Source organism: Streptomyces sp. NK15101 (assembly GCF_020400725.1).
Taxonomy (GTDB): Bacteria; Actinomycetota; Actinomycetes; order Streptomycetales; family Streptomycetaceae; genus Streptomyces.
Map to the genome: position 1 here is coordinate 1 of NZ_JAINVG010000080.1, position 21,843 is coordinate 21,843.

At 67.5% G+C, this 21,843-nt stretch carries 17 protein-coding genes and 5 pseudogenes; 8 read left to right on the forward strand and 14 right to left on the reverse strand.

The window, feature by feature from the left end:
* Positions 1-20: 20 nt before the first annotated feature.
* Complete coding sequence (locus K7G60_RS30600) at positions 21-428, reverse strand: hypothetical protein (RefSeq protein ID WP_225804250.1); 408 nt, start codon at positions 426-428, stop codon at positions 21-23.
* Between the two features lie 390 nt (positions 429-818).
* Between K7G60_RS30600 and K7G60_RS30605 the strand changes: the two are divergent.
* Positions 819-1,357, forward strand: a pseudogene (locus tag K7G60_RS30605) (FAD-binding oxidoreductase); the annotation flags it as partial.
* Positions 1,358-1,363: 6 nt separating this feature from the next.
* Here the strand turns inward: K7G60_RS30605 and K7G60_RS30610 are convergent.
* From K7G60_RS30610 to K7G60_RS30620, 3 genes are all read right to left on the reverse strand, one after another.
* Complete coding sequence (locus tag K7G60_RS30610; RefSeq protein ID WP_225804227.1) at positions 1,364-2,350, reverse strand: hypothetical protein; 987 nt, start codon at positions 2,348-2,350, stop codon at positions 1,364-1,366.
* A gap of 207 nt (positions 2,351-2,557) precedes the next feature.
* Positions 2,558-3,010 (reverse strand): hypothetical protein, encoded by a 453-nt coding sequence (locus tag K7G60_RS30615; RefSeq protein WP_225804228.1) that lies wholly within the window; start codon positions 3,008-3,010, stop codon positions 2,558-2,560.
* A gap of 89 nt (positions 3,011-3,099) precedes the next feature.
* Positions 3,100-4,038 (reverse strand): hypothetical protein, encoded by a 939-nt coding sequence (locus K7G60_RS30620; RefSeq protein WP_225804229.1) that lies wholly within the window; start codon positions 4,036-4,038, stop codon positions 3,100-3,102.
* Positions 4,039-4,521: 483 nt separating this feature from the next.
* Here K7G60_RS30620 and K7G60_RS30625 point away from each other — a divergent pair, with 483 nt between their 5' ends.
* Entirely contained in the window at positions 4,522-4,926 is a 405-nt protein-coding gene (locus tag K7G60_RS30625) for a RidA family protein (RefSeq protein ID WP_225804230.1), read from the forward strand.
* Between the two features lie 33 nt (positions 4,927-4,959).
* Here K7G60_RS30625 and K7G60_RS30630 read toward each other — a convergent pair.
* The 10 genes and pseudogenes from K7G60_RS30630 to K7G60_RS30675 all read right to left on the reverse strand — a co-directional run.
* Positions 4,960-5,767, reverse strand: a pseudogene (locus K7G60_RS30630) (transposase family protein).
* A 468-nt stretch (positions 5,768-6,235) separates the two neighbouring features.
* A complete protein-coding gene (locus tag K7G60_RS30640) occupies positions 6,236-6,955 on the reverse strand; it encodes a hypothetical protein (RefSeq protein WP_225804231.1) in 720 nt (239 codons plus the stop codon).
* 215 nt (positions 6,956-7,170) lie between these two features.
* The gene (locus tag K7G60_RS30645; protein WP_225804232.1) at positions 7,171-7,680 is read right to left on the reverse strand and encodes a transposase family protein; all 510 of its coding nucleotides are present in this window, start codon (positions 7,678-7,680) and stop codon (positions 7,171-7,173) included.
* A 125-nt stretch (positions 7,681-7,805) separates the two neighbouring features.
* Positions 7,806-8,099 (reverse strand): annotated as a pseudogene (locus tag K7G60_RS39525) (hypothetical protein); the annotation flags it as partial.
* Positions 8,024-8,383, reverse strand: coding sequence for a hypothetical protein (locus K7G60_RS30650; protein WP_225804233.1), 360 nt, complete (start codon positions 8,381-8,383; stop codon positions 8,024-8,026). The pseudogene K7G60_RS39525 and the gene K7G60_RS30650, both read right to left, overlap by 76 nt.
* A 182-nt stretch (positions 8,384-8,565) precedes the next feature.
* Positions 8,566-9,990 carry a hypothetical protein gene (locus K7G60_RS30655; RefSeq protein WP_225804234.1) on the reverse strand — a complete coding sequence of 475 codons (1,425 nt, stop codon included), beginning with the start codon at positions 9,988-9,990 and terminating at the stop codon, positions 8,566-8,568.
* The gene (locus tag K7G60_RS30660) at positions 9,984-10,592 is read right to left on the reverse strand and encodes a hypothetical protein (RefSeq protein ID WP_225804235.1); all 609 of its coding nucleotides are present in this window, start codon (positions 10,590-10,592) and stop codon (positions 9,984-9,986) included. The genes K7G60_RS30655 and K7G60_RS30660 overlap by 7 nt, the downstream gene beginning before the upstream one ends.
* 102 nt (positions 10,593-10,694) lie before the next feature.
* Positions 10,695-11,147, reverse strand: coding sequence for a DUF6308 family protein (locus tag K7G60_RS30665; RefSeq protein ID WP_225804236.1), 453 nt, complete (start codon positions 11,145-11,147; stop codon positions 10,695-10,697).
* Positions 11,128-13,437, reverse strand: a complete 2,310-nt coding sequence (locus K7G60_RS30670) for a hypothetical protein (protein WP_225804237.1) — start codon at positions 13,435-13,437, stop codon at positions 11,128-11,130. Before K7G60_RS30670 ends, K7G60_RS30665 begins: the two co-directional genes overlap by 20 nt.
* 183 nt (positions 13,438-13,620) lie before the next feature.
* A pseudogene (locus K7G60_RS30675) lies at positions 13,621-14,145 on the reverse strand (PP2C family protein-serine/threonine phosphatase); the annotation flags it as partial.
* A 229-nt stretch (positions 14,146-14,374) separates the two neighbouring features.
* Between K7G60_RS30675 and K7G60_RS30680 the strand changes: the two are divergent.
* From K7G60_RS30680 to K7G60_RS30705, 6 genes and pseudogenes are all read left to right on the forward strand, one after another.
* Positions 14,375-15,889: a restriction endonuclease gene (locus K7G60_RS30680; RefSeq protein WP_225804238.1), complete on the forward strand. Its 1,515-nt coding sequence runs from the start codon at positions 14,375-14,377 to the stop codon at positions 15,887-15,889.
* Between the two features lie 129 nt (positions 15,890-16,018).
* A complete protein-coding gene (locus K7G60_RS30685) occupies positions 16,019-16,375 on the forward strand; it encodes a hypothetical protein (protein WP_225804239.1) in 357 nt (118 codons plus the stop codon).
* 20 nt (positions 16,376-16,395) lie between these two features.
* Complete coding sequence (locus K7G60_RS30690; protein ID WP_225804240.1) at positions 16,396-16,812, forward strand: hypothetical protein; 417 nt, start codon at positions 16,396-16,398, stop codon at positions 16,810-16,812.
* Positions 16,813-17,296: 484 nt separating this feature from the next.
* Positions 17,297-18,466, forward strand: coding sequence for a competence CoiA family protein (locus tag K7G60_RS30695; RefSeq protein WP_225804241.1), 1,170 nt, complete (start codon positions 17,297-17,299; stop codon positions 18,464-18,466).
* A 691-nt stretch (positions 18,467-19,157) separates the two neighbouring features.
* Positions 19,158-21,494 (forward strand): LppP/LprE family lipoprotein, encoded by a 2,337-nt coding sequence (locus K7G60_RS30700; protein WP_225804242.1) that lies wholly within the window; start codon positions 19,158-19,160, stop codon positions 21,492-21,494.
* Positions 21,495-21,713: 219 nt separating this feature from the next.
* Positions 21,714-21,836, forward strand: a pseudogene (locus tag K7G60_RS30705) (LexA family protein); the annotation flags it as partial.
* Between the last annotated feature and the right edge of the window lie 7 nt (positions 21,837-21,843).

Sequence of the window (21,843 nt, forward strand, 5' to 3'; positions counted from 1 at the left end):
GAAGGAGCGTGGGGTGCGTTCTATTCGGGCTGGGTGACCGTCAGGGCCCAGCGGATGGTGTCATCTGAGGCGTCGATACCGATGCTGAAGGATCCGGTCACCATGCCGGGATCCATGCTTACCGTGCCTGTGCCCGTGGTGCCGACGGGGCAGTCCACGGTGAGGTCGGCAACCTGGTTGCCTTGTGACTCCATCGTCGCGTGCACACTACCGCCTCCCTCACACGCCACCGTCAACACCGTGGGCAGGCGATCCCACGCGCCCGCGGAGACCACTCCCCCGTCCCCGGTCTGCTCCTCCACCCACAGCAGGCCGTCCGGGCCCGGATGCGGAAGCAGAACATCAGCCGCTGCCGCCGGACCGGCACTCACCACGGACAGCATGCCGGCAGCGAGAAACGCCACCACCGATACATTCTTCGTACGCATCACGTACTACCTCCCCTTTGAACACCTGACGCGACAACACCACTCTGCCCACGAGTAGACACACGTGCATGAGTACGCCTACTCGCCACCTCCCGGAAACCCGGCGCAGGCCGGAACAGTGGAAGGGGTGGCCGATGCCGATCTCTTCCTCGATGAGCATGCACCAGACCACTGACAACCCACCGCGACCAGGCCTGCGGCGACTGGCTGCCGGTAGTTGCACGAACATGCCTGTTCGGCCGCAACCCCGTGCATGGTGTGCGCATGGATCGATTCGTGGGCCGGGCCCGTTCGGGGCAGCTGCCGTAAGTTTCCCTGCCGCATCAAGATCCGTGCACGGTGGGGAAGCGTGCCGTCTTCGTGCGGGACATGCCGACCGAGGAGGGCGCTCGTGTGACGGCGAACCGGGTCGTCGAGGCTGCCTGGGGCTGGACCGCAGGCGGCCGGCTGCCGCTGGTCGTGGACGCCTCCTCGTGCGCGCTGGGCCTGGCCCGCGAGGTGGTGCCGTACCTGAGCGGCCGCAACCGCGAGCTGCATGCGGAGCTGACCGTGTTGGATTCGGTCGTCTGGGCCGCCGAAGAACTCCCGCTGCGCTTGACGGTACGACGCAGGGCGGCCTCCGTGGTCGTCCACCCCACGTGTGCGATGCGGCACCTCGACGACCCAGACCGGCTGCTCCTGATCGCGGCGGCGTACGCCGAGGAGGTGGTCGCCCCGGACGACGTCGGATGCTGCGCCTTCGCGGGTGACCGCGGAATGCTGCAACCGGAGTTGACGGAATCGGCGATGGCCGGGAGGCGGCGGAGGTGACGGCCCGGACGTTCGAGGCGTACCTCTCGGCGAACCGCATGTGCGAGCTCGGCATGCACCACGCCGCGGGCCGTCCCTGCCACTCGGTGCTCCCCGAACTGGACCGCGCGACCCGCTGATGACGCTCATGCCAGCAGGTCGAGCAGAGCCGCACCGTCATCCGTGAGGCACAGGCGGATCTCCCGGCCGTGGCGTAGGCGCCGCAGCAGGCCCGAGCGGGCGAGCCGGTCGCAGTGGTAGGTGGCGGTGCTGACGGTGATGTGGGCGAGACTCGCGGCTTCCGACACGGACGGCCGCCGGCGCGCGTGGCGCAGGAGGGTGGCGCGGACCGGTCCCAGTACGAGGTCGAGGCGGTCCTGCGCGGGCGGGGGGTGCGGTTCGGTGGACCGGTGGGCGAGCCGGCCCAGCCCCGGGAGTGGGTAGCCGACCCAGATCAGGTCCGGGTCCTCCGCGCTGTATGTGCAGGCGTCGAACCCGGACGCCAGCGGGACGAGGACGACCCGGCGCCGCCCCGGTCCGGTGGCGTGCTGCGGGCACGGGTGCGGCAGGTGGAGCCGGCCGTCGGCGTACCGGACGGGGGCGCCGAGGTCGTTGATGACCGTGTCGAGCGCGCCGGTGACGGAGGCGACCCCGATGCGTTCCACTTCGCGGCCCAGCAGTGCGTCCGCCTGGTGCCACAGCGGGGCGAAGGCGTCCCAGACGGCGCGCGCGAGGGTCCGGTAGGTGTCGAGGAATTCCCCCGGCCGTTCGGCCACGTGCTGCCATGGCGCGGGGACGGCGCTGCCGAACCGGTGCTCCACCTCACCGAGCAGGGTGTCCGGCTCGATGCGGTCCAGCTCGTCGGTGATCGAGGTCGCGGTGCCCGTTCCGCCCCCGGTGTCGACGCCCGACGTCAGGGCGAGCGAATCGGGTGCCCAAGGATGGCTGGAGGTGAGCAGTGCTTGCAGGGTCGCCGCGGCTGCGGGAGGTGCCGTGTCGCGGATGACGCGCCGCCACTTTGGTGGCATCCCGTGGGAGGCGTGGCCGAAGGTGTCGGCGATGACGGAGAAGAGCGTCGTGCCCGGAAGCCTGCTGACCGACAGTCGCAGGTCTTCCGTGGGGCCGATGGGCACGGTCGGTTCCTTGGGCATGGCCATCCCCCGATGGGTCCCTTGGGTGACCGGTCGTCCCCGGTCGGCTGGGAGCCTAGGGCAGCGGCTTCTGCCCGGAAGGGCGTTGGCCGGATAGTGGGGGAGAACGACCGAAACCCCCGCCGCGCGGGCGGCGGGGGCAGGGGGCCGGGCCGGTGAGCGGTCGGGCCCGGTGTGCGGTGGGGGCGATCAGCAGGCGTTGACCCAGTCGTGCGACGAGATGTTGTCGTTCAGCGGCTCGCCGCCGCCGTTTCCGTTGTACGGGAAGCGGTCGTAGCGCATGTCCATCAGGTAGCTGCCGTTGCCCAGGCAGTACCAGGCCCCGCTCTGGTCGGTGTGCCAGAAGAGCCGCACGTCTTCGTAGGCGCCGGCGAAGCCGTTGTTGTGCACCGACGACGCCTGGTTGCGCATGTTCCGGTCGGCCCAGTTGTCGCTGTCGCCGGACCAGGTGGCCTGTCGCCCGCCCTTCCACGAGTGCTCCCACGCGTACAGGTAGCCGTCGGCCGCCGCGGTGGTGGTGCCGGCCGCCACCGCGGTACCGGCCGTCGGCGCGGTCTCGGCGTGCGCCGCTGCCGGGAACAGGCCGATCGTGGCCGCGGCCAGCGCGGTGGTCATGAGGTGGGTGATGCGGTTCTTGGACATGGACTCTCCTCGTGTGATGTCGGCTGTCGGTGCAGGGGTGAGCGACCCGCGCTGGTGCGCGCGGGGGTCGTGGGGTGGCGGACCGCCGGTCAGCGGCCCAGTACGGCACGCGCCCGCGGCAGGGCGGCGGCCCGGAGCCGCTCCACCCGCTCCACGGCGGTGCGGTGTTCGCGAAGTAGTTCCCGGTCGTGGTGGTGGTCGAGGCGCTGGGCGACGGCCGCCAGGCCGCTGTCGTGTGCGCACCGCGCCTCCCGGACGGCCACGCGCACCTCACGGGCCCTGTCGGGAGCGCCCTTCCCGCCGAGGAAGGCGTCCCTGGCCTCGCGCGGGGTCCGGTACGGGAAGCCCTGCTCGCGCATGCACGCCGACCAGGCCCGTACGGCTGCGGCGAACTCGGGTTCGGCGGCGACCCGCTGCCGCCTGATGCCGCCCAGGTTGCCGACGAGGGTGTTCGCCGCGTACCAGCCGGCGACGTCTCCGTACAGGGCGCGCCAGGCCGTCACCCGGCAGCCGTTGCCGTTGTGTCCCACGACCGCGCCGCCGGGCAGTTCGGCGCGCAGTCCCTGCCCGTCGGTGGTGCCGTTGAGGGCGGTCACGGCGGCGTGGCGGCGTTCCAGCGGCAGGCCGCCGAGGTACACCCGGTTCGGGTCCTGGCGGCGGAGCGCCTCGACCCGTGGTTCGAGGACGCTGCCGTAGCCGTACCGCCCGGCCCATTGCGCGTCGTCGACGACGTACGGGAAGTCGCGCGCCTCGGGCAGTGGGTTCTCGGGCTTGGCCCAGTACCGGAACCCGGCTGCCGTCATGCACCGGCGCTGGAGCTCCTGTTCCGCGTCGTGCAGCAGGCTCCGCCCAACGGCGGTGGTGGCGGCGACGGTCCCCGCTGGTGCCGCGGCTCCGCCCTCGCCTGCCGGTGCCCCGGCGCTTACGTAGCCGGTGACGGCGAGGAGGAGGGCCGTCCCCGCCAGCACTGTGGTCGTCAGCCGGTGCCGGCCGATCCCGTCCGGCCGCCGGGAGAAAGCTCTCCTCATCACTGATGTGCTCCTGACATACGTGGGTCACCAGGGCCCGATGCCTTCCGGCCGCGAACCGGTCGCGGCCTGCCCTGGTACTGAGGAGTCTCGCGGGGCGGCCCGCCGGCCCGACAGCCTTTCGAAGGCTTTCGAAGCGTGCCCGCGAACGGCACCGCCGCCGCCCACGCCCGGCCGTGGGCGCCCGCTGGCCTTCCGGCCGGGGTTGTACAGCGCGCCAGTGAGCCTCTTTCATCCTCTGCTGGAGGGCGAAACTGGCTGGCCGACGGGTGTGGTGAGGAGGCAGGGCACCTCGTCGTCGGCGTACAGGTTCCACTCATCACACCGGCGCCCGGAGGAGCCCACTGCAGCCAATTTTGTGCGTGCAGAGAACACTCGGACGGCGCTACCAGACAAGCATCGTTCGTACGGACCCGTAACTTCTACGCGCGAGGAGCCTGCCTGCAACTGACGGTTCCGCGCGCTGTATCAAGGGAGTGAGTCATGAGTTCTCAGGTGAAGGCATTCGGGTTCGGCATGCCGTGGGAGTCGTTGTACGGGTACAGCCAGGCCACTCAGGTCGGTGACACGGTTTATGTGTCGGGGCAGCTGTCTCATGACCGTCACGGCAACTTCGTGGGTGCCGGCGACTTCGAACTGCAGGTCCGCACCACGCTGGAGAATCTGGACCTGGTGCTGAGGCGGTTCGGGGCCGAGCGTAGCCAGATAGTGGAGACCACGGTTCTGGTGAGGAACCTGCGGGAGAACTTCGACACGACAGCACGCCTCCACGCCGAGTACTTCGGGGAGCACCGGCCCGCCAGCACGGTCATGGGTGTTTCCGATTTGGCGCTGCCGGACCAGCTTGTTGAGATCGGCGCGCTCGTGCGTCTCGATGTGAAGCCATAGGTAAAGAGGTCGGCCTAATTCCTTCAGCCTCTTTCATCCTGGATAGTTGCAGGTCAGCAGCGTATGCACGGCTTGGACGATGGTGCCGATGCGGCGGGTGGAGCATCTGGCTCGCCGGAGCAGCCGCCAGGATTTCAACTGGGCGAAGGCGCGTTCGCAGGGGGCTCTCAGTCTGACGTGGTCGCGGTTGAACTACTGGCAGTGCTCTGGCTGTTCGCGGTGGTGGTAGTAGGGGGTGCGGAAGGTGGCGCCGGCGCCCTGGTAGGCGCGGTCCGCGAGAGCGAGGATCTGCCGGGTGAGGCATGCCTGGACGATGCCGTGGGCGCGGGCCGCGGTCAGGTCGCGGGTGCGACCGGGTGCTGCGCGGGAGAACCAGAGCGGTGTGCCGTCGGGGCGGGTGATGACCTGCACGTTCATGCCGTGCTTGCGGTGCTTCATCGAGTAGTACGGCTCGTCGGCACGGACACGGCCGGTGCGGGTCAGGGTGCCGTCAACGATGACGTGGTCGCCCTCACCGAGGCCGGTGAGGGCTTCATGGAGGCCGGGCGCCCAGGAGACCAGGACGTCCAAGGTCTCGTCGACGTACCGCCAGGCAGTGGCCTGGGACATCCCGAAACCTGCTCCGAGCTCGGAGAACGTATCGTTCTTGCGCAGGTGGACGAGGGTGAGCAACGCCTGTTCAAAGCGGCCGAGCTTGCGCCAGCGGATGTTGCGGGCCCGGCAGTGCTCATACAGCAGCCAGGACACATGCTCGACGAGCTCATGCGGGACGTCGAGCATGGCGGGATACGGAAACCTTCAGGGTCCCTTCGGTCGCCGGCGTGTCGAGTGGAATCACCACGCCAACGACGAGGGGCCCTGCCTCGTCACCACCCCCGCTGAGCAGCCCATTTCACCCTTCAGCACAGGATGAAAGAGGCTCCCTGATCATTTCAGAATGAGTTTGGCTCAGGCGCTTGGCAGTGAGGGTCGCAGGCCGGCAGTGCGTCGTCTAAGCCGGATCTTGTGTCTGACGACCCGTGGGAGCGGAGCGGGTGGCTCCGTTGTTGCAGCCGCTTCCGCTGAGGCGCCGCCGCTGCCCTGACCGGCTTGCTATGGATGACCGGGCGGCGCTTCGCGGGAGCGTGAGCCACTGGAACCTGTCCGCGGAGCGGACAGGTTCCAGTGGCGTGACCGCGCCGCGGTGGCTGCGCGCCTGGCCGCCAGCCCCTGTAGTGACTGGACGGGTGACCGGCGCTCTCTGGGCTGGCTGCAAGCATCGGCCCCGCGCGGACTCTTCGCCCCGTGCCTGGAGGTAATTTCTCTCCGGCTATTCAAGAAAAAGGGCAGGACTGCGGGTCATTACACTGTGCACCGAATCGCTGAACTGTGCCCGTAGGGGCGCTATCCAGGTATTCCACACCTCTTCGCGCTCATCGCTGGTTATGCCCAGGCCGGGCATTCTTGTGACGCTTGAGCAGCGGCGCACGACATCACGAGCCAGCCCTCCGGCTTCGGACGGTCCGACCCCTCTTACCTCGTGAGCGATGCTGTGCATGTCGTAGATGATGGCGTCCAAAGCGTCCGCCGCCCCCACGCCTCGCAAGAGGGCCGTTCGGAAACGGCCAAGGCACTCCTGGAAGCGATCGTAGGAGGCTCTGCGAGCGTCCAGCAGCCACCGTTCGTGGTCGGCGCGGGCTTGGACGGCTTGGAGTTCGAGGGCAGCACGGTGATTGGCCTCGGCCTGTGCCATCGCACTGCGGTGTGCGGCTTCGGCCTGCTCGAGAGCCAGTCGGTGACTGGCCTGTGCTTGCTCCAAGGCATTCCGGTGAGCGGCCTCGGCTTGTTCGAGAGCGGCTTCCCTGACGGCTCGATGGTCGGCTTCGGCCTGGGCGAGGGCTGCGCGGTGGTTGGCTTCGGCGGTGTCGCGGGCTGCCTGGTTCAGGGCATGAGTCTGTTGCAGGGCTGTCCGTTTTTGCCAGTGCGCGACCAGCACGCTTACCGGAATGCCTGCGAGGGCTGCGAGGGCTGCTATGCCTGCGAGGTCCATGACAGACATGATGCCCAGTCAGGCAGGGGTCCGAGACTCCAGGGTGGGCTGAGGCAGCCGGAGCGCGGGCAGCCGGGCGTCTAACGAGCCCGCGCACGGTAAGCGGTGAGACGTCGGGGTTCCCAGCGAGCTTGGTGTTCACATCTGTCGTGCAGGCGTCAGGTCTGCGGTCTGTTGGTGGGAGAGCAGGCCGGCGACGGCCTGGACCGTGTCGCTCATGTGCTCGCGGCGGCCGATGTGGCGGGCGGGAGCCGCCGGTTCTTGAGGTGGGCGATGCCGTGCTCGACGCGGATCCGCCTGGAGGAATGCGCTTTGCGCTGCCGTTCGTGCATCTCCTCGTACCAGTCCGAAGCGTCCTTCTCGAACTTGCGGTGCGGTGGCGTCACAACCCGGCCGTCGGTCTGCGCACCCAGGCCCTGATAGCCGGCATCCGCGAGGATCTCCACCGCGGGCCCGTCAGCCAGGAGTTTGACCAGCCCTAACTGGCGAGTGTGGGTGATGTCCGCGCAGCTTGCCGGACTGGCCGGGCTGCACCACAGGACGCGGCCTTCGCTGTCCGTGACCACCATGGATTTGACGGCGTTCTGCTTGTTCTTGCCGGAGATGATTTTGTTCCGGCCCTTGCGTCCGGCGGCGGGGTGCCTGACCCGGATCTCCGTGCCGTCGATGATGCCGGTCTGCCCGCCGGCACCGAGGTGATCGATGACCTCGGCCAGGGTGCGCAACTGTACGTCTGGCCCGACGGTGCATCCCGGCTCGGCAAGCAGGGGCCGCACCTCGTTGACGGCCCTGGTGATGGTGGAACGGTCCCCCCGAACCAGCAGGCCAGCACATTGTGAGTAACCCCGTGACTAAGGTGAACAAGGGTGGCCAGCAGCCGGTCGACGAACACCAACTGGTGCTTCGCGCCGGCGCCCACAGCACGCTTCCGCGGCCGGGAGGCAAACCTGGACCGGTGACGCTCATGCCACGACGGACCTACCTCGGCAACGAGCTCAGCAATCACTCCGGCCGACAGCCTCGTGACCCTCCGGTCGCTGATGATCACTGCACGCGTCACGTTCCCCATCACGCAGCCATGATCGACGATCCAGAGCTCGACGTCCCATCGCTTACCGTGCACGAGGTCGTTAGAACGGTCCATGCGGTGTTGCCACGACGCCGGCGGGCGTTGTGATCTTCGGTGAGCGGTCGCAGGAGCCCGAGTCCGTCGAGGAAAAGGTAAGCGTGGGCGTCGCCGGACCAGGCGACCGAGAACAGGTCGCTGGGGACGTGCACGGCGACGACGGCCGCCGCGGTGGGCAGGTCGGGATCGTGGTCGCGGCGGGCGGGGTCGGCGGCGTAGCGCTCGTACTCGACACGCAGGCCGGCCTCCGCGTTCCCGTATCCGGTGGCCGCGCGGGCCAGCCGGCGGCGGCGCGGGTCCACGTTCGGACGATGCGGGTGTCTTCAACGCCGTCGAGGAGGGCGTAGGCGCGGGTGCCGTCCGGCATCGTGCACATGGCCGTCGCGTCACACCGGAATGCGTCCGGTCGCCAGGCCGCTGGGCGGTGGCGTACGGCTTCACGGCCAGGTCCTCGTCGACGTCCCCATATATGGGATCAGGAGCGTCACAGGTCGTCGAAGCCGGGCTGGCTCCATGGTTGGTCTGGGAGTGGCTGTTGTGCTCCGAGGAGCTGGGTGATCTTTTCGGCCTCATCATCGGTGAGATCGGAGAGGAGGCGTGTTGTTGTTCCCAGGAGAGCGTCCAACGGTACCTGGGTGCGTGCGCCGCGGGCGCTTGCAACCCTGTAGCCGAACAGGCATTGGAGGATGGCGCCGGAGGCGATGCGCGCGTCGGCTTCGATGACGCCCTCGGCCTGCCCGAGTGCGTCGCTGATGCCGTCGAGGCGGGTGTCGTGGGAGATGTCGTCGCCGGGGCCGCCGTATCCGATGTGGCGGTCTGTCACGACCATGCGCAGAGCTGTCAGCGGGATGCCGAAGCGGTCGGCCCGGCTCCGTACCTCGTCGAGGCGGGGCAGGGAGGTCTCTTCCCTTTGCGGGAGTTGCCGGCGGGACTGGGCCACCAGGATCTGGAAACGCGGAGTCTGCAGGATCAGCTGCCCGGCTTTCACCGCCCAGCGCCAGGGGCTGGTGGTCGCATCGGCCATACCGGGAACGATCATGCAGACGCGGCTGTTCCACAGCTGGATCGCCTGGCGCATGAGGTGCTGAAGGTTGCCGGTGTCTGTGGTGGGGGTGCGGAGCAGTACGGGGAGGCTGATCATCCGGACGACGCGGTTCCAGAAGGCAGCGTCGGTGATTTCCTCGGACTCCAGCAGATATGTAAGTGCTGTCTCGTCGAGGTTGCCCACTCCCCTGCGGGAGGAGGGGAAGGAGGAGAGCGTGGAGCCTCCGCCTTGCCAGAGCGCGGCAAGGAAGGCGGACATCTGGTCCGCGACGTCGGTGGTCATCTGCGCGGTGAGAGCGTCGACGGCCTCACGGGTGGGGAGGCGTTCTCCCGCTCGGGCGGCTTCGGCTCCGCGGACGAGGGTGTTCAGGAGTTCTTCGGTCGCCGCCCTGTCGAGAGCGCCGCGGCCGCCTTCGAGGACGGATCTGGAGACCAGGTGGGGGATCCCGGGAGAGCTGCCGGGGGGCTGCAGGGTGCCGAGCGCGGAGGTGTCGAGAAGGAGGGTGGTGCTGCTGTCGGGAAGCAAAGGCGGCTCTCCTCGCCGTGGGGCGAAGGGCAACTGGCCAAGGGTCAGGAGCACCGGCCGGTCCGTGCTGGGCAGGCGGTGCAGGTCGTCTTCGAGTTCGCGCTGGTCGGATGTGGTGCGCAGGTAGATGAACCGACGCGGTGTGCGGGGCCTTCCGGGCCAGTCCAGGACCATGTCGGGGACATGGGTGTGGTTGAAGAACTCGGTCTGGGTGACTTTGGCGCGGGGGTCCATGCGGGTCAGGTGCCGGGCGACGATGTCCTTGACGCGGGTGAACATCATCCGGTCGTCGGGCTCGTCCATGGCCTGGGCGATCGACTGCTCGACGATGTTCACCATGCGCCCTCTCTGCGGGTGAGTTCAGCGGCCACGATGGCGGCCCAGTCCTTGAGAGGCAGAAGAGTTTCCTGCTTCTCCGAGAGCACGATCAGCCACAGGCGAGCGGCGACCGACCGGGCGAGTTCGGGGTCCAGAAGTTTCCGGGCCTCGTCGAGGTCGTCGGTGCCGAACACGCGGCTGCGGTGCTGCAGGACGGCTGCTTCCACCTGGTCGGAGGAGTTGAGAGTCGACCAGGAGTTCGCCCGGAACGGTGACCAGGTGATCCACATGAAGTGATCGCTCAGGTGATGCTGGATCTGGGCGGCGACGTAGCACTTGGCGAGGAACTCGTCGAAGTGTGTCCCCTGGTCTCCCGGCTGCGAGTAGTTCTTGACCTCCGCGCAGAACATGTCGCTCTGATACGGCTCACCACGCATCGTTCCCCCCAGATCGAAGGAGAACGTCCGCCCGCCATACGGCCATGGGATCGTCAGTCGGCGACCACAGGACGGCGAGTCCGTGTTCGCGTACGCCCCGAAGATACGCATCGTGCCCTCGAGCCACTGCTTGGCTCTGCGGGCACCCGAGAAGCCCTTCAACTGGGCATCTTCACCAACCACCACGGGCGTAGCTTAGTGCGACCGGGTGATCACGAAGAGCCCGAATGAGCCAACTTCCAAGACACCGCAAACAGCCACTCGAAGTCCGGAAGAAGCGCAACCTCGTCAGAGGACGATGCGCACTGAGACGGGACCAGGCGAAACGCAAGGCACCTCCCGTTCAAAGAGCAGACCGCCAGGCACGTCCCGGCACCAGGCAGCGATCTCGGGCGACTCTCGATGCAGTTCGGACAGTTGGGCGTCCAGCGAGCCTTCTAGCAGGTCGAGAGCGGCGGGCGCCGGGACGGTAATCGAGAGGGACTGCACTGCCACCAGGTCCTCTGCGGTGAACTGGTTCGCGACTTGGCGACGGTCACGCCCGCTTGCCAGGTGCTCGAACCGGCCCTCCGTGAACGCGCCGGCATCTGGGGCAGGCCGATTCCGAAGTGGCGGCGCAGGTCGTCCATCACCCGCTCCGCATCCAGAACGGCGTGCAGGCGCTGCCTCACCACGGGCGGTCTCCCGCCGGAGGAACCAGGCCCCAACGAACTCGTTTATCTCAGATACCTGTGGCCTCATCTGTGTCAGTTGTGGTCGGTGGCATCGGCTGAGCCGCCCATACTTCGCTGATCAAGGTGAAGGAGGTAGTGAGCGTCCTGGCTCCCCAGCGTGGGGGCATGACGGAATGAGCCCTCTGGCCGTGGGCGATGCGGTTGCGGAGCCTGCGCCCCTCGTGGAGGAACTCCGTCTGCCGCCCGGTCAGGAGGCCACTCTCCTCGCCCTGCTTGATGAGGGCGTGGAGCGGCTTCGTGCCGGAGCCCGGGATCTTGGCCCGGAGGACGATCTCCATTGCGATCAGGGCGTGCAGGAGGGCTACGGTGGAAAATTCGTAGCAGAAGTAGGAGTGGCGCAGGAGCTCGCGAGAAGTGTGCAGCACTGTTGCCGCGGACTGCGGGATACCGGAGGGCACCGTCAAGTCGGCAACGACGTCGTGCATGTCGGCGTACTGGGTGACGAAGTGATGGGCCCGGGAGTCGGGCACAGGGAACGGCAGACGCTGATCGGCAGCGGCGTTCCACGGCAACGGCATCCGCGTGCCGCTGTCGGCAGACCCCGTCCGTGCAGGTGGGTCCTCTCCGAGGAAGAGCACAGCCAGGGCGATCTGGAGCACGAGCGCTGCCCGGTGCCGGGAAGGCGTGTCGACCAGATCGTGCAGAACGTTGTTGCGGAGGTTCATCTGCCCCTCGGCGTTGCCCAACACCGTCCGGAGGACGAGGGGCCACGGTTCGGGGAAGCCGAGTTCATCCAGCTTCTCGAGGAGGGAGCCAAGCTGCTGGACCTGTCCGATGGTCTCCCCTTTCGCGTGCGTGATCACCGCGATGTCAGCGGCCTGGAGTCGGCGGCGCAGCGTACCTTCGAGGCGCGGCAGCGCCAGGGCCAGGACCGTGTCGACATCGCCCTCCCAGAACGCCTCGAAGGCGCGGGCGAGACCGCGCATTCGAGACTCCGGAGCATGCTCCGGGCTGGCGAAGAACGGCACGAGGTCCTCGGCTGTCGGGCGGAACCTGTCGCGAACTCGGTCCAGCTGGGCTTCGATGACCAGGCCGTGTACGTCGAGGGCAAAGATGTGCTGCCGAAAGAAGAAGCCCTCTCCTCCGGTGCTGTCGCTCCCGACGGTGCGCGTCACGACGGGGCCGTTGGGGTTGATGTACACCGTCGGCAGGGACAGCAGCCCGGGCGGCACGGCCGCGGAGTCACTCATCGTGGGAGGAGTGGTGGCGATCGAGTGGAGTGCGTGCTCCATGCTGTCGGCAGCGTCGATAGCCGCGCTCGCTGCCTCCAGGTAGCCCGCCGGCAAGGGCACCGGGGTGCCGATGGTGTCCATGGGAAGTTCGTCCCGACCGATCTTTTGCTGCGTTCTGCGCACCTCGTCAAGGGCGTCGGTCAGCCCGCTGTCGCGGGCATGTCGAGCAGCGTCTTCCAGGGCGAGGAGTTTCCGGAGTCCCGTGCTGCTGTCGGCCAGTTCCATGCGGGCGCGGTGGATCTGTTCGTCCACGTCGCGGTGCTCGTCGGCGCCCACCACGCAGCGGAGCTCTTCGAGGAACTCCACCCGGTAGTGGAACTGGCCCTCTCCGCAGTACTCGTCGACGGCACGTTCGAGCAGGGGACGCACGACGGGCTTGTCGTGCGTGCTGACTACGAGCGGGGCGGTCATGAGGCCGAGCACGCCCGGTGACGGGGGCTTCCAGGCGAGCGCGGTCTGGCCGAGGGCGGTCATCTCGCCGACGATGTCGGTACGCTCCGGCTGCCGTGTAGCGGCCGCCAGGCCATAGGCGAGCACCAGGGCGTCCGCTGCAGCAAGTCGGGCCACCTCGACGTCGAAGGACGTTGCCCCACCCGGATCCAGAGAGGGGACGAGCGCCTCCAGGCGTTCCTCCCCCTTCGCCAGCAGCGCGCCGGCAGCATCCCGGTAGCCGTGCACTGCGGAGCGGAGGTGCTCAATGGGCCGGGTCCCGTGCCGGGCCACCCAGAGCAGGTGGTGAAGCCGGGCCCGGACCAGGGGGTGGGTCGTCTCGGGGGCGTAGGCAGCCCATACCTCGAAAGCCGCGGACGGCATCTCGCCCACGGCCCTCGAAACCAGGTCATCGTTGTCGTCGGTGCTGCGGAACGGTCTGCGGACAACGTCCCAGGTGCCGTCCTGCAGTCGGAACTCCATGGCCAACCACAGGGCCGCGAAATGCTCGTGCTCCTCCTCGCCCGGGTTCGTGTGCGACCAGCCAGCGCGTAGTTCCCGCCCGACCTTGTGCAGTGGCTCGCAGGAGTCGACTCCGCTGTTCACCGCGCTGAGAACTGCTATCTGAACATCCATCTCGACTCCTGACTCCAGGTATAGCGGTCGAACTCTAGGCGACCGTCCTGGCCAGAAACGAGCGGATTGTGAAGATGGGCGACCTCCTCTGTATCGACGGCAGCACCTTGGCCGGAACAGTGGAGCCCAGTTGGCCGTGGTCCAAGGTCGGGATGCGGTGGACCTGAGAGGGCCTGGGCTGGATCATCGTGTTGCGGGCGGTGTGGGGCCGTGCCAGTCCAGGCACAGGACAGTGGCGTCATCTTTGGGCGGACGACCGCCATAGGCATCACTGACCGCGCCGACCAGCGTGCGCACCACTTCGCGGGGGTGCTCGGCGGCGGTCTTGCGCAGGAGGCCCGGCAGGTCGACGGTTTCGGCGTCGCGTTCCTGCATCCCGTCGGTGTGCAGGAGCAGGCGGTCGCCGGGTTGCAGGTCGAGGCCCTGCACCCGGTAGGCGCCCTGGCCTACGACGCCGAAGGGCAGGTCCACGGCCAGGGCCGGTTCGCTGACGGCGCCGTCGCGCAGCCGCAGTGGCCAGGGGTGGCCGGCGTTGACGAGCCGGGCGCCGGTGCCGTCGAGGGCGATGCGCAGGAGCTGGCCGGTGGCGATGCTGTGGTGGCCGTGGTCGAGGAGCGCCTGGTGGACCTGGCGGGCCTGTTCGGTGAGGTCTTCGCCGGCGCGGCGGGCGCCGCGGGAGGCGTTGACCAGGAGGGTGGCCATCAGGGATGGGGCGGCAGAACCACATGCGGTCAGCCGAGACAGCCCGCGCAGGTCAGGTGGTTCTTGGGCAGGTTCAGAGAGGAACCACGGTCGCCTCCTGCAGCATGAACAGGCAGGTCTTCTGCGCGGAAAGCAGTCATGCTGCGCGCGAGTCAGGCCATCGAACCGGTACTGAGATTGCCGGGCTTCGCGTGGGGGCAGTTCTTGTGCTTTGACGTGGAGTGGGGGCTGGTGAATGGCGCGCAGGAAGTCGTTGGCGGCGCAGTTGTTGCAGGTGTACCAGGAGCGCCAGAAGGCGAAGGCTGCCGCGGCCAAGCGGGCGGAGGCGGAGCTGGCGCGTCAGGCCCGGGAGGCGGAGCGTGTCGCGGCCGCGCGGGCCAGGGAGGATGCCCGCAGGGAGCGTGAGGCTGCGCAGGCGTGGTCGCGTACCCAGAAGGAGAAACAGGCGCGGCAGAGTGCCGACGCGCGCAGGGCTGAGCAGATCGTGCGGGATCTTGAGAAGCGGGATGCGGCGCGGGCAAAGGAGCTGGAACAGAAGCGGCGTACCGAGGCCCGGGAGAAGGCTGTGGCCGAGCGGCTCGCGAAGCAGGAGGCCGTCGAAGGCATGCGGCGAGAGGCTTCTGAGCGGACGGCCGAGGTGGAAGAGCGGCTGAGAGTTCTTTCCTCGGTTCTGCGTTCACGTCCTGGTGGGCTGCATCAGCTGCGGCTGGAGGCGGAGCAGGCTTTCGGCGAGGGGGATCTGGAGGGATTCGCGGTCGGTGTGGAGAAGGCGCTGTGCTCCGTCGACTATCCGCAGGGGCTCGGCGGGGCGCGGCGGGTGGCGTTCGCGCCGGAGTCGCGGGAGCTGGTAGTGGAGGTGGAGCTGCCGGGTCAGGCGGTGGTGCCTTCGGTCGCGCAGTACCGGTTCAAGGCTTCTACTCCCCCGGCGGTGGTTCCGCAGCCGCGGAAGGAGGCGGAGACGAAGGCCCTCTACCGGGATCTGGTGGCGCGGCTCGCGTTGCGGGCGATCGATGAGGCTTTCGCTGTGACTCCGCCGGGGCTGGTGGACCAGATCGCGTTCAACGGCAAGGTGTGGGCCAAGGACCGGGCCACGGGGAAGTCGATCGAGCCGTGCCTGGTCAGTGTGCGCGTCAGCCGGGAGGGGTTCGCGGAGTTGGTCCTGGACGAGCCCGAGCTCGATCCGGTCGCCAGTCTGCATCATCTCGACGCGATCGTCTCCCAGCACCCCTACGACCTGGAGCCGGTGCGGCCTGTCGTCTCATTCGACCTGTCCCGATACAAGATCGCCCCGGAGCGGGATGTCGTCGCCGGCCTGGACAGCAGGCCTGACCTGGTCGCGATGGACCCGACCGACTTCGAGCACCTGATCCGGCGGCTGTTCGAGAAGATCGGGCTGAAGTCGTGGGTGACCCAGGCATCGCGGGACGACGGCATCGACGCCGTCGCGGTCAACGAGGAACCGCTGATCGGCGGGCTGTGCATCATCCAGGCCAAGCGCACCAAGAACGTCGTGTCCGCCGAGACGGTACGGGCGGTCGCGGGACTCGTCGTCGACAAGGGCGCGTCGAAGGGCATCGTGGTCACCACCGCATGGTTCGGCAAGGCCAGCTGGGACTTCGCACCACGCAACCGGGTCGAACTCATCGACGGCCGCCATCTCAAGTCACTGCTCCTGGAACACCTCGGCATCGACGCCCTCATCGGACTGCCCAAGCTGCCGCCCAACTGGCAGGCCCGAGACCTGAGCTGACGCCCTCAAAGACGGCTGGGGGTGACGGCACCTCGCTCACTTCGCTGGACTTGATAACGGCCCTTCAAGGGCTGTTCCAAGGATGACTAGACCGTGGGAATCTTCCCTGCGGGCGCAGGAGGGAGTTTCGTGGGCGAGGCCCGGAAGTACACGTCGGGGACGCATGCGGCGCTGATGTCGCTGTGCCGCGGCTATTGCTACTGGCCTGGATGCGAGGAGCCGGTCACCCGGTTCATCGACGGGGAGCACATTCTCAATCTGGAGATCGCGCACATCCGGGCAGTCAGCTCGGGCGGCAAGCGGTTCGATCCGGAGCTGTCGCTGGACGAGAAGAACGCCTTCTCGAATCTGTTGCTGCTGTGCAAGGTCCACCACGTCCGGGTCGACGGCCACGGTAGTGAGCAGTACACGGTGGAGCTGCTGGAGGCGTGGAAGGAGCAGCGGGAGAGTGAGGGGACGGCTCCGCTGCTGGAGCTGCGGGGCTGACGGAGGAGCGGCTGCGGGAGTTGGTGTCGGAGTCGTTCGCATCGTTCAAGGACGAGACACGCGAGGCGCTGGAAAAGCTCGCGCGGATCGCGCCTGAGGCTGCCGCGACACTTCAGGTCCTGGTGGAGGAGCTTCGTGATCCGCGGGTGCACGGGTTCGGAATCGATCCCGACACGGCGTCGTGGCTGCGGTCCGCTTCCGACGGCCTGGGGCATCTGCAGGACACCGCTCCCCTGCTGTGGAGAACCGCGAGCGCCCTGGGGCATCTGCAGGACAGTGCCTCCACCCTGTACTCGGCAGCCGACAGCCTGCGCGGGGCGGAGGACATCGCCAGGGCAGTGCAGGACGGCGCCAGTGAGCTCATGAAGGCAGAGGGTCTCATCGTGCGGCTGAAGCTGGCGGCCGAGGAGCTCCGAAGGGCCAGAGGCGGGTACTGACCCGTATCGTCATGCGCGGTGTGGCGGCCTGCTTACAGTCCCCCGGGGTTTCCAGCCGTCGTCTGCCCACGTATGGCGATGCTCCGCGTTCTCGGCCTGTAGAAACGAGCAAGATCATCGGCCAGGTCCGACGTCGGAGCGTCCTGACTGACACGACGTACACGGTCCCCTGTCAGTGGTGCCTGGTATCTGCTGTTCTGTAGATACGCCGCACGTATGCCGGATCGCCGGGAGATGCGATTCATGCCTTTCACTGCGCTGCACCCCGCCCTTGGCCACCTCGATGCCACCCTTCCCGACCTCGGACACGGGCTGGAATGGGCCCGGATCCACAAGGCCCAGCCCCGCTTCCCGCTCACCTGCCTCGAGTGCCGTTGGACTTTGCGCCCCAAGCTCTCCGGGCCCAGGAAGCGGCGGTTCTTCTGCCACGGCCCCCGGGCGGCCGCCGTCGTGCGAGCTGTCGAACGAGTCGTGGGAGCATCACATGCTCAAGCTGCAGATGGCGGGCGCCATCCGGGCGGCCGGGTGGTTCGCGGCCCTGGAGGTGCCGGCCGAGGGCGGGTCCTGGCGGGTGGACGCCATGGCCTCGTCCGTAGACGGAAGCCGGCGCATGGCCTGGGAGGCGCAGCTGTCGCCGATCACCGTGGACGACATTGCCGCCCACACCGACCGGTACGCCGCCGAGGGGATTCGGGTGTGCTGGGTGTCTCCGGATGTCCGGCCGCCGCAGTGGATCAGCGCGGTGCCGGCCGTCCGGGTCCGTGCCCCGCAGGAACGCGAGCAGCCGTGGGTGGTGGACGACGGGCTCGCCGGGTTCGTCTATCGCAGTGGGCGGTGGGAATTCCGTGAGGGGCCGCTGGAGCGGTTCGTGCGCTGGGCTTTGGAGGAGCAGGCCGTACCCGCCGAGGTGCTGCCCCGATACCGGCGGGTGCACCGCATGGTCAACGGTGAGCAACGACGGTTCCGACGGGATCGGTGGTGGACCTCGCGGAAGTCGATCGTCAATCAGGGCAACCACGAGGCGATGCGGCAGCGGCAGGAAGCCGAGCGGGCCGAGCGGGAAGCCCGGCAGAAGGAGCGGGAGGAGGCCACGGAGCGACGCCGGAAAAAACTGGAAGGGCAGGAGCGGATACGGAAGGCTGCGGAGTCTGAGGCTCTGCCGCTGCAACGGGAGGAAGAGGCTCGCCTGCGCCTGAAAGACGCGCGACGCCGGTGGGCCGAAGCGGACGCGCGCCAGGAGCGGGCGGAGCGCGAGGCACAACTCGCCCGCGAGCGGGAAGAGCGGGAGCGTCTGGCCCTGGAGACGGCACGGGCGTGGTGGGGCCGGCTGTCTCAGGAGCAGCACACCGAGCTGCTCGCCGCCATCGCCGGGTACGCCTGTCGGACCTCGGGTGTGCGGGTGGGGATCCCGGAGAGGCCAATGATCTGGCCGCAGTACGCCTACGGCATCTCCATCCACACAGCCGACAAGCAGCGGACGCTGTACTGCGTCGTGCGACCCTGCCCTGCCTTGATCACCGCCTGCCCCGACATCGCCAAAGAGCTGGTCCTGACCCGCAGCACTCAGGAAGCCCGCGAACTCACCGACGCCCTTCCCACCGGCCGAATCGTGCATCTCGATCTACCCGAACACGAACAGCTCACCATGGGCTGAACGCTTACCGGCACCGAAGCGGTTCGGCACCTCACGAGCCGGAACGGTCGGTGTCCCGCTCTACCGCACCGCCGACATCGACGCGCATCCCGAGACCGGCTGGTAGAAGCTCCGCCGGATCGAGAAGGGCCGCGCTCTCCACTCACCGCACCGTGCAGAAGCCGGGGGCGACGTCGGCACGGGCGCGGGGCCCGGCGAAGATCGAGGTGACGGGAGAGCGTCGGTCAAGCGGATGTCCCCCGGCTCCGCCGGCGGGGTCGGGCCGGAGCGCTTTGCCAGGGCGCCGGGGCGCCCGGACGAGCGATTCACTCCCTCTCGTACGCGGACGCGCCCTTAACGGATTACGCCCAGCTTGCCCCCGAGTCACCGTCCTATGGAGGCTTACAGATCAGGCTCGATGGGGTCGATGTCGGTCAACCCTAGTAGTGCTTCGTCAGGTTGGGGTCCGTCGGTGCTGATTCCGTGGACTGGGAGAGGCGGGCGGGCAGCCTCAGAGGCTGAAGCCCTGATCACCGCCTGTTGCCCGCGGTGCCGCTGCTGGCGCCCGGAATGGGTGCCGGGGCGCTGCCCGACCGAAGTGTGCTTCTGGCTGCCGTTGTTCCAGGAGAGAGAGGTGATGGCCGGTTCTGGAGCCCGGGTAGGCGGCCGACCGTATCGTGCGCCGCGTACATGGGCCTAGGAAGGGACACGGATGGCCGGAAGAGTATCTACACGATGGGGACGCTGGGTCATCCTCGTCGTGGTCGCCTGCATGGTCGGTGGCACGGCCGTCGCAGTGAGAGAGGGCTGGCTGCCCTGGCAGTCCGAAGGGCAGCTTCGGGTGCGTGTTGGAAGCCTTCCCGACGGCAAGATCGGTGACGTGACGGTGCGGGGACCGGACGGCCTGACGAAACACGTCACTGAAACCAGCACCCTTACCGGTGTGAAGCCGGGCCAGTACACCATTACTGCAGGCAAGGTGAGCGGCGCCGACCACGACCTGTACCCCCCGGACGTGGAGCAGTCTGTCACGGTACCTGCTGGAGGTACGGCATCTGTAACGGTTGACTACGACACGGTCATCCCTCATACGACGAAGCCTGTCGACGTTGCAGATATCCGTGGGGTTGACGGCGCATCAGTCACTATGGCACTCGGCAGCGCCACCGCGAAGAAGCTTGCCGTCGGTGACGTGCTCGTGGCTGGGGTCGGCCCGCATACCCCGGAAGGGCTGCTGAGAAGGGTTACCGGCGTCCGCACGAGCGGCGACGGAGTGATTGCAGTAACGAAGCCAGCGACGCTGCGGGAGGCAGTGCCTCAAGGACGCCTCAGCGTGGTGGACGCGCCCGTTGTTTCGCCCGAGTCGGCTGTGCGCCGGAAGGGCGCAGTGAGTCAGGCAGCTTTTGCGGGGACAAGGTTCATGCCGACGAGCCATCTCGCCCTTGGTGCCGACACCGCTGAGGAACCTGAACTGGAGGCGGACGGCGAGGGTGGTTTCACGTTCCTGCACAAGTTCAGAGATCGCAGCACAAATCTCGGGGCGGACAAGGACGATCCCAAGAAGGGGGAGGGCAGTCTTCAATGCACCAATGGCCTTCTGCTACCGCTGGCAACAGACCTGGCGTTCACTGCCTCAACGCCAAGGATGACCTTGGAGACCAGTTGGGACAAGGGTCGTCAAAAGGGGCTGCGGTGGACGTTGACCGCATCCCAAACGGCCGGCATCGACGCCAAGTCGAACGCCGTAGAAGCCAAGTGTGATGCACGCTGGCTCTACCCAGATCCCAAAAGTGACCGCCCCTGGAACCGCAAGAACGACGGATTCTCCCTCGGGACAGTCACGGCCCCTTTGGGGCCGCTGGTTGTAGTGATCCACGTGAAGGGTGCTCTTACCGGCGTCTTCGGGGTAGGTGGCAAACTTGCCGTGAAAGCCAGACAGAAAGCTCATTTCAAGGCGGGCATCGAAGTTCCGGACGGCGGGAAGGCGAAAGGTATCGCCGACTTCGACAATGAATTCAGCGTTGATGGGGCACCCTCGTTTGAAGCGGAAATGAGCCTCAAGATTGGCGCGCGGCTCACTTTCAAACTGTACGACGTTGCGGGCCCCTATCTGGAGATCACCCCCGGTCTAAAACTTGTACATAAGGAAGATTTTGGGCAGCAGGGAACCATAAAGACGGAACTGCGTGGTGGCGTGTACACGTCTGCGGGGCTCGATCTGGGCTGGCTCGGGTACGAGAAGGGTTCAGTGGAGATCTCGGACCTCTATCACTGGGATCGGGTGCTCTGGGAAAATACTCTGCGCGAGTCTCCGGCTGACAAGGCAGCCCGGGAGAATCCGACCGCCTGCCCTGACGCAGCCACCACGAGGGCGGCGGTAGCGGACCTGAAGGAAGTGACCGATCCCGAAGAAATGAGTGTGACGGGGCGGAAGTGCTGGAGGGATTGGGCAGTCGTCGACTGGGTTCCTGACCTTTACGCGGACCGGGTGTCTGCCACTCTGTTCAAGCGTAAGGGCGACAGGTTGACGCCAGCAGTCACGATGCTGGGTGTTGATGGGCCTGCGGGCAGCAGCAGCCATGGTGCGACATGCACCAAGGTGAAAGATATGAAGGTTCCCGGCGGCCTGCTGGACTACCTGTGCCCGACCAGTAGCGGGGCCTCCGCGACTGCAGAATTCGACCCTGCGTCAGCGGACGTATTCAAGTCCGATGGGTATGTTCCGACAGAACGAGAGGGCTTGAAGGAACTCCGTGGTCCATTGCGTGCTGTGCAGGCGTGCGGGAACTGTGGCCCGGGGGGCGGTGACGGGTCCGCTCAGATCATCATGCTGTTCTACGGGAACCGATACGTCGGAATGGTGAAGGAGGGCACGGCATACAGCTTCCGCGAAGTGGCCACTCAGAACGGCACCCAGATCACCTCTCGCGTACGGTGGGCCACCCCTGAGGACCCAGTGTGCTGTCCCAGCGGCGACGAGGTCACCTATCGGCACACCTGGCAGAACCACCAACTGGTGTACACAGAATCCGTGTCGAGCGGTCAGTAGCCGCACAACCTTGTACCCGACCGCCCCGCCGCCAGTGCACTTCTGGCCGCGGGGCGGTACTCGTGTGGTTCCGGGCGGGCGCGTGGCACGCTCATAGGTTGTCGACAGCGGAGGAGGCGCTCCACGGACGGTGAACTCAACGGGCAACGTGGTATTTACGGCACGACCCCGTCGGGTTCCTCGCGAGAGTGCTCCAGGATTCTGGGAACCCGTCGGTTTCAGGTGGTCGGCGACAGCATGATCGACGCGGCCATCTGCGACGGAGACATCGTCACCGTGAGGCAGTCAGACACCGCGGACCACGGTGACATCGTCGCTTCCAGTACTCCAGTGCGGTTTCGTGATCTAT

Excerpts from the sequence above, each read along its gene's own strand:
- K7G60_RS30665 (WP_225804236.1), bottom strand. The coding sequence starts at position 11,147 with ATGAGGCCACAGGTATCTGAGATAAACGAGTTCGTTGGGGCCTGGTTC.
- K7G60_RS30600 (WP_225804250.1), bottom strand. The coding sequence starts at position 428 with ATGCGTACGAAGAATGTATCGGTGGTGGCGTTTCTCGCTGCCGGCATG.
- K7G60_RS30655 (WP_225804234.1), bottom strand. The coding sequence starts at position 9,990 with ATGGTGAACATCGTCGAGCAGTCGATCGCCCAGGCCATGGACGAGCCC.
- K7G60_RS30670 (WP_225804237.1), bottom strand. The coding sequence starts at position 13,437 with ATGGATGTTCAGATAGCAGTTCTCAGCGCGGTGAACAGCGGAGTCGAC.
- K7G60_RS30640 (WP_225804231.1), bottom strand. The coding sequence starts at position 6,955 with ATGGACCTCGCAGGCATAGCAGCCCTCGCAGCCCTCGCAGGCATTCCG.
- K7G60_RS30680 (WP_225804238.1), top strand. The coding sequence starts at position 14,375 with ATGGCGCGCAGGAAGTCGTTGGCGGCGCAGTTGTTGCAGGTGTACCAG.
- K7G60_RS30695 (WP_225804241.1), top strand. The coding sequence starts at position 17,297 with ATGCTCAAGCTGCAGATGGCGGGCGCCATCCGGGCGGCCGGGTGGTTC.
- K7G60_RS30700 (WP_225804242.1), top strand. The coding sequence starts at position 19,158 with ATGGCCGGAAGAGTATCTACACGATGGGGACGCTGGGTCATCCTCGTC.
- K7G60_RS30625 (WP_225804230.1), top strand. The coding sequence starts at position 4,522 with ATGAGTTCTCAGGTGAAGGCATTCGGGTTCGGCATGCCGTGGGAGTCG.
- K7G60_RS30615 (WP_225804228.1), bottom strand. The coding sequence starts at position 3,010 with ATGTCCAAGAACCGCATCACCCACCTCATGACCACCGCGCTGGCCGCG.
- K7G60_RS30620 (WP_225804229.1), bottom strand. The coding sequence starts at position 4,038 with ATGAGGAGAGCTTTCTCCCGGCGGCCGGACGGGATCGGCCGGCACCGG.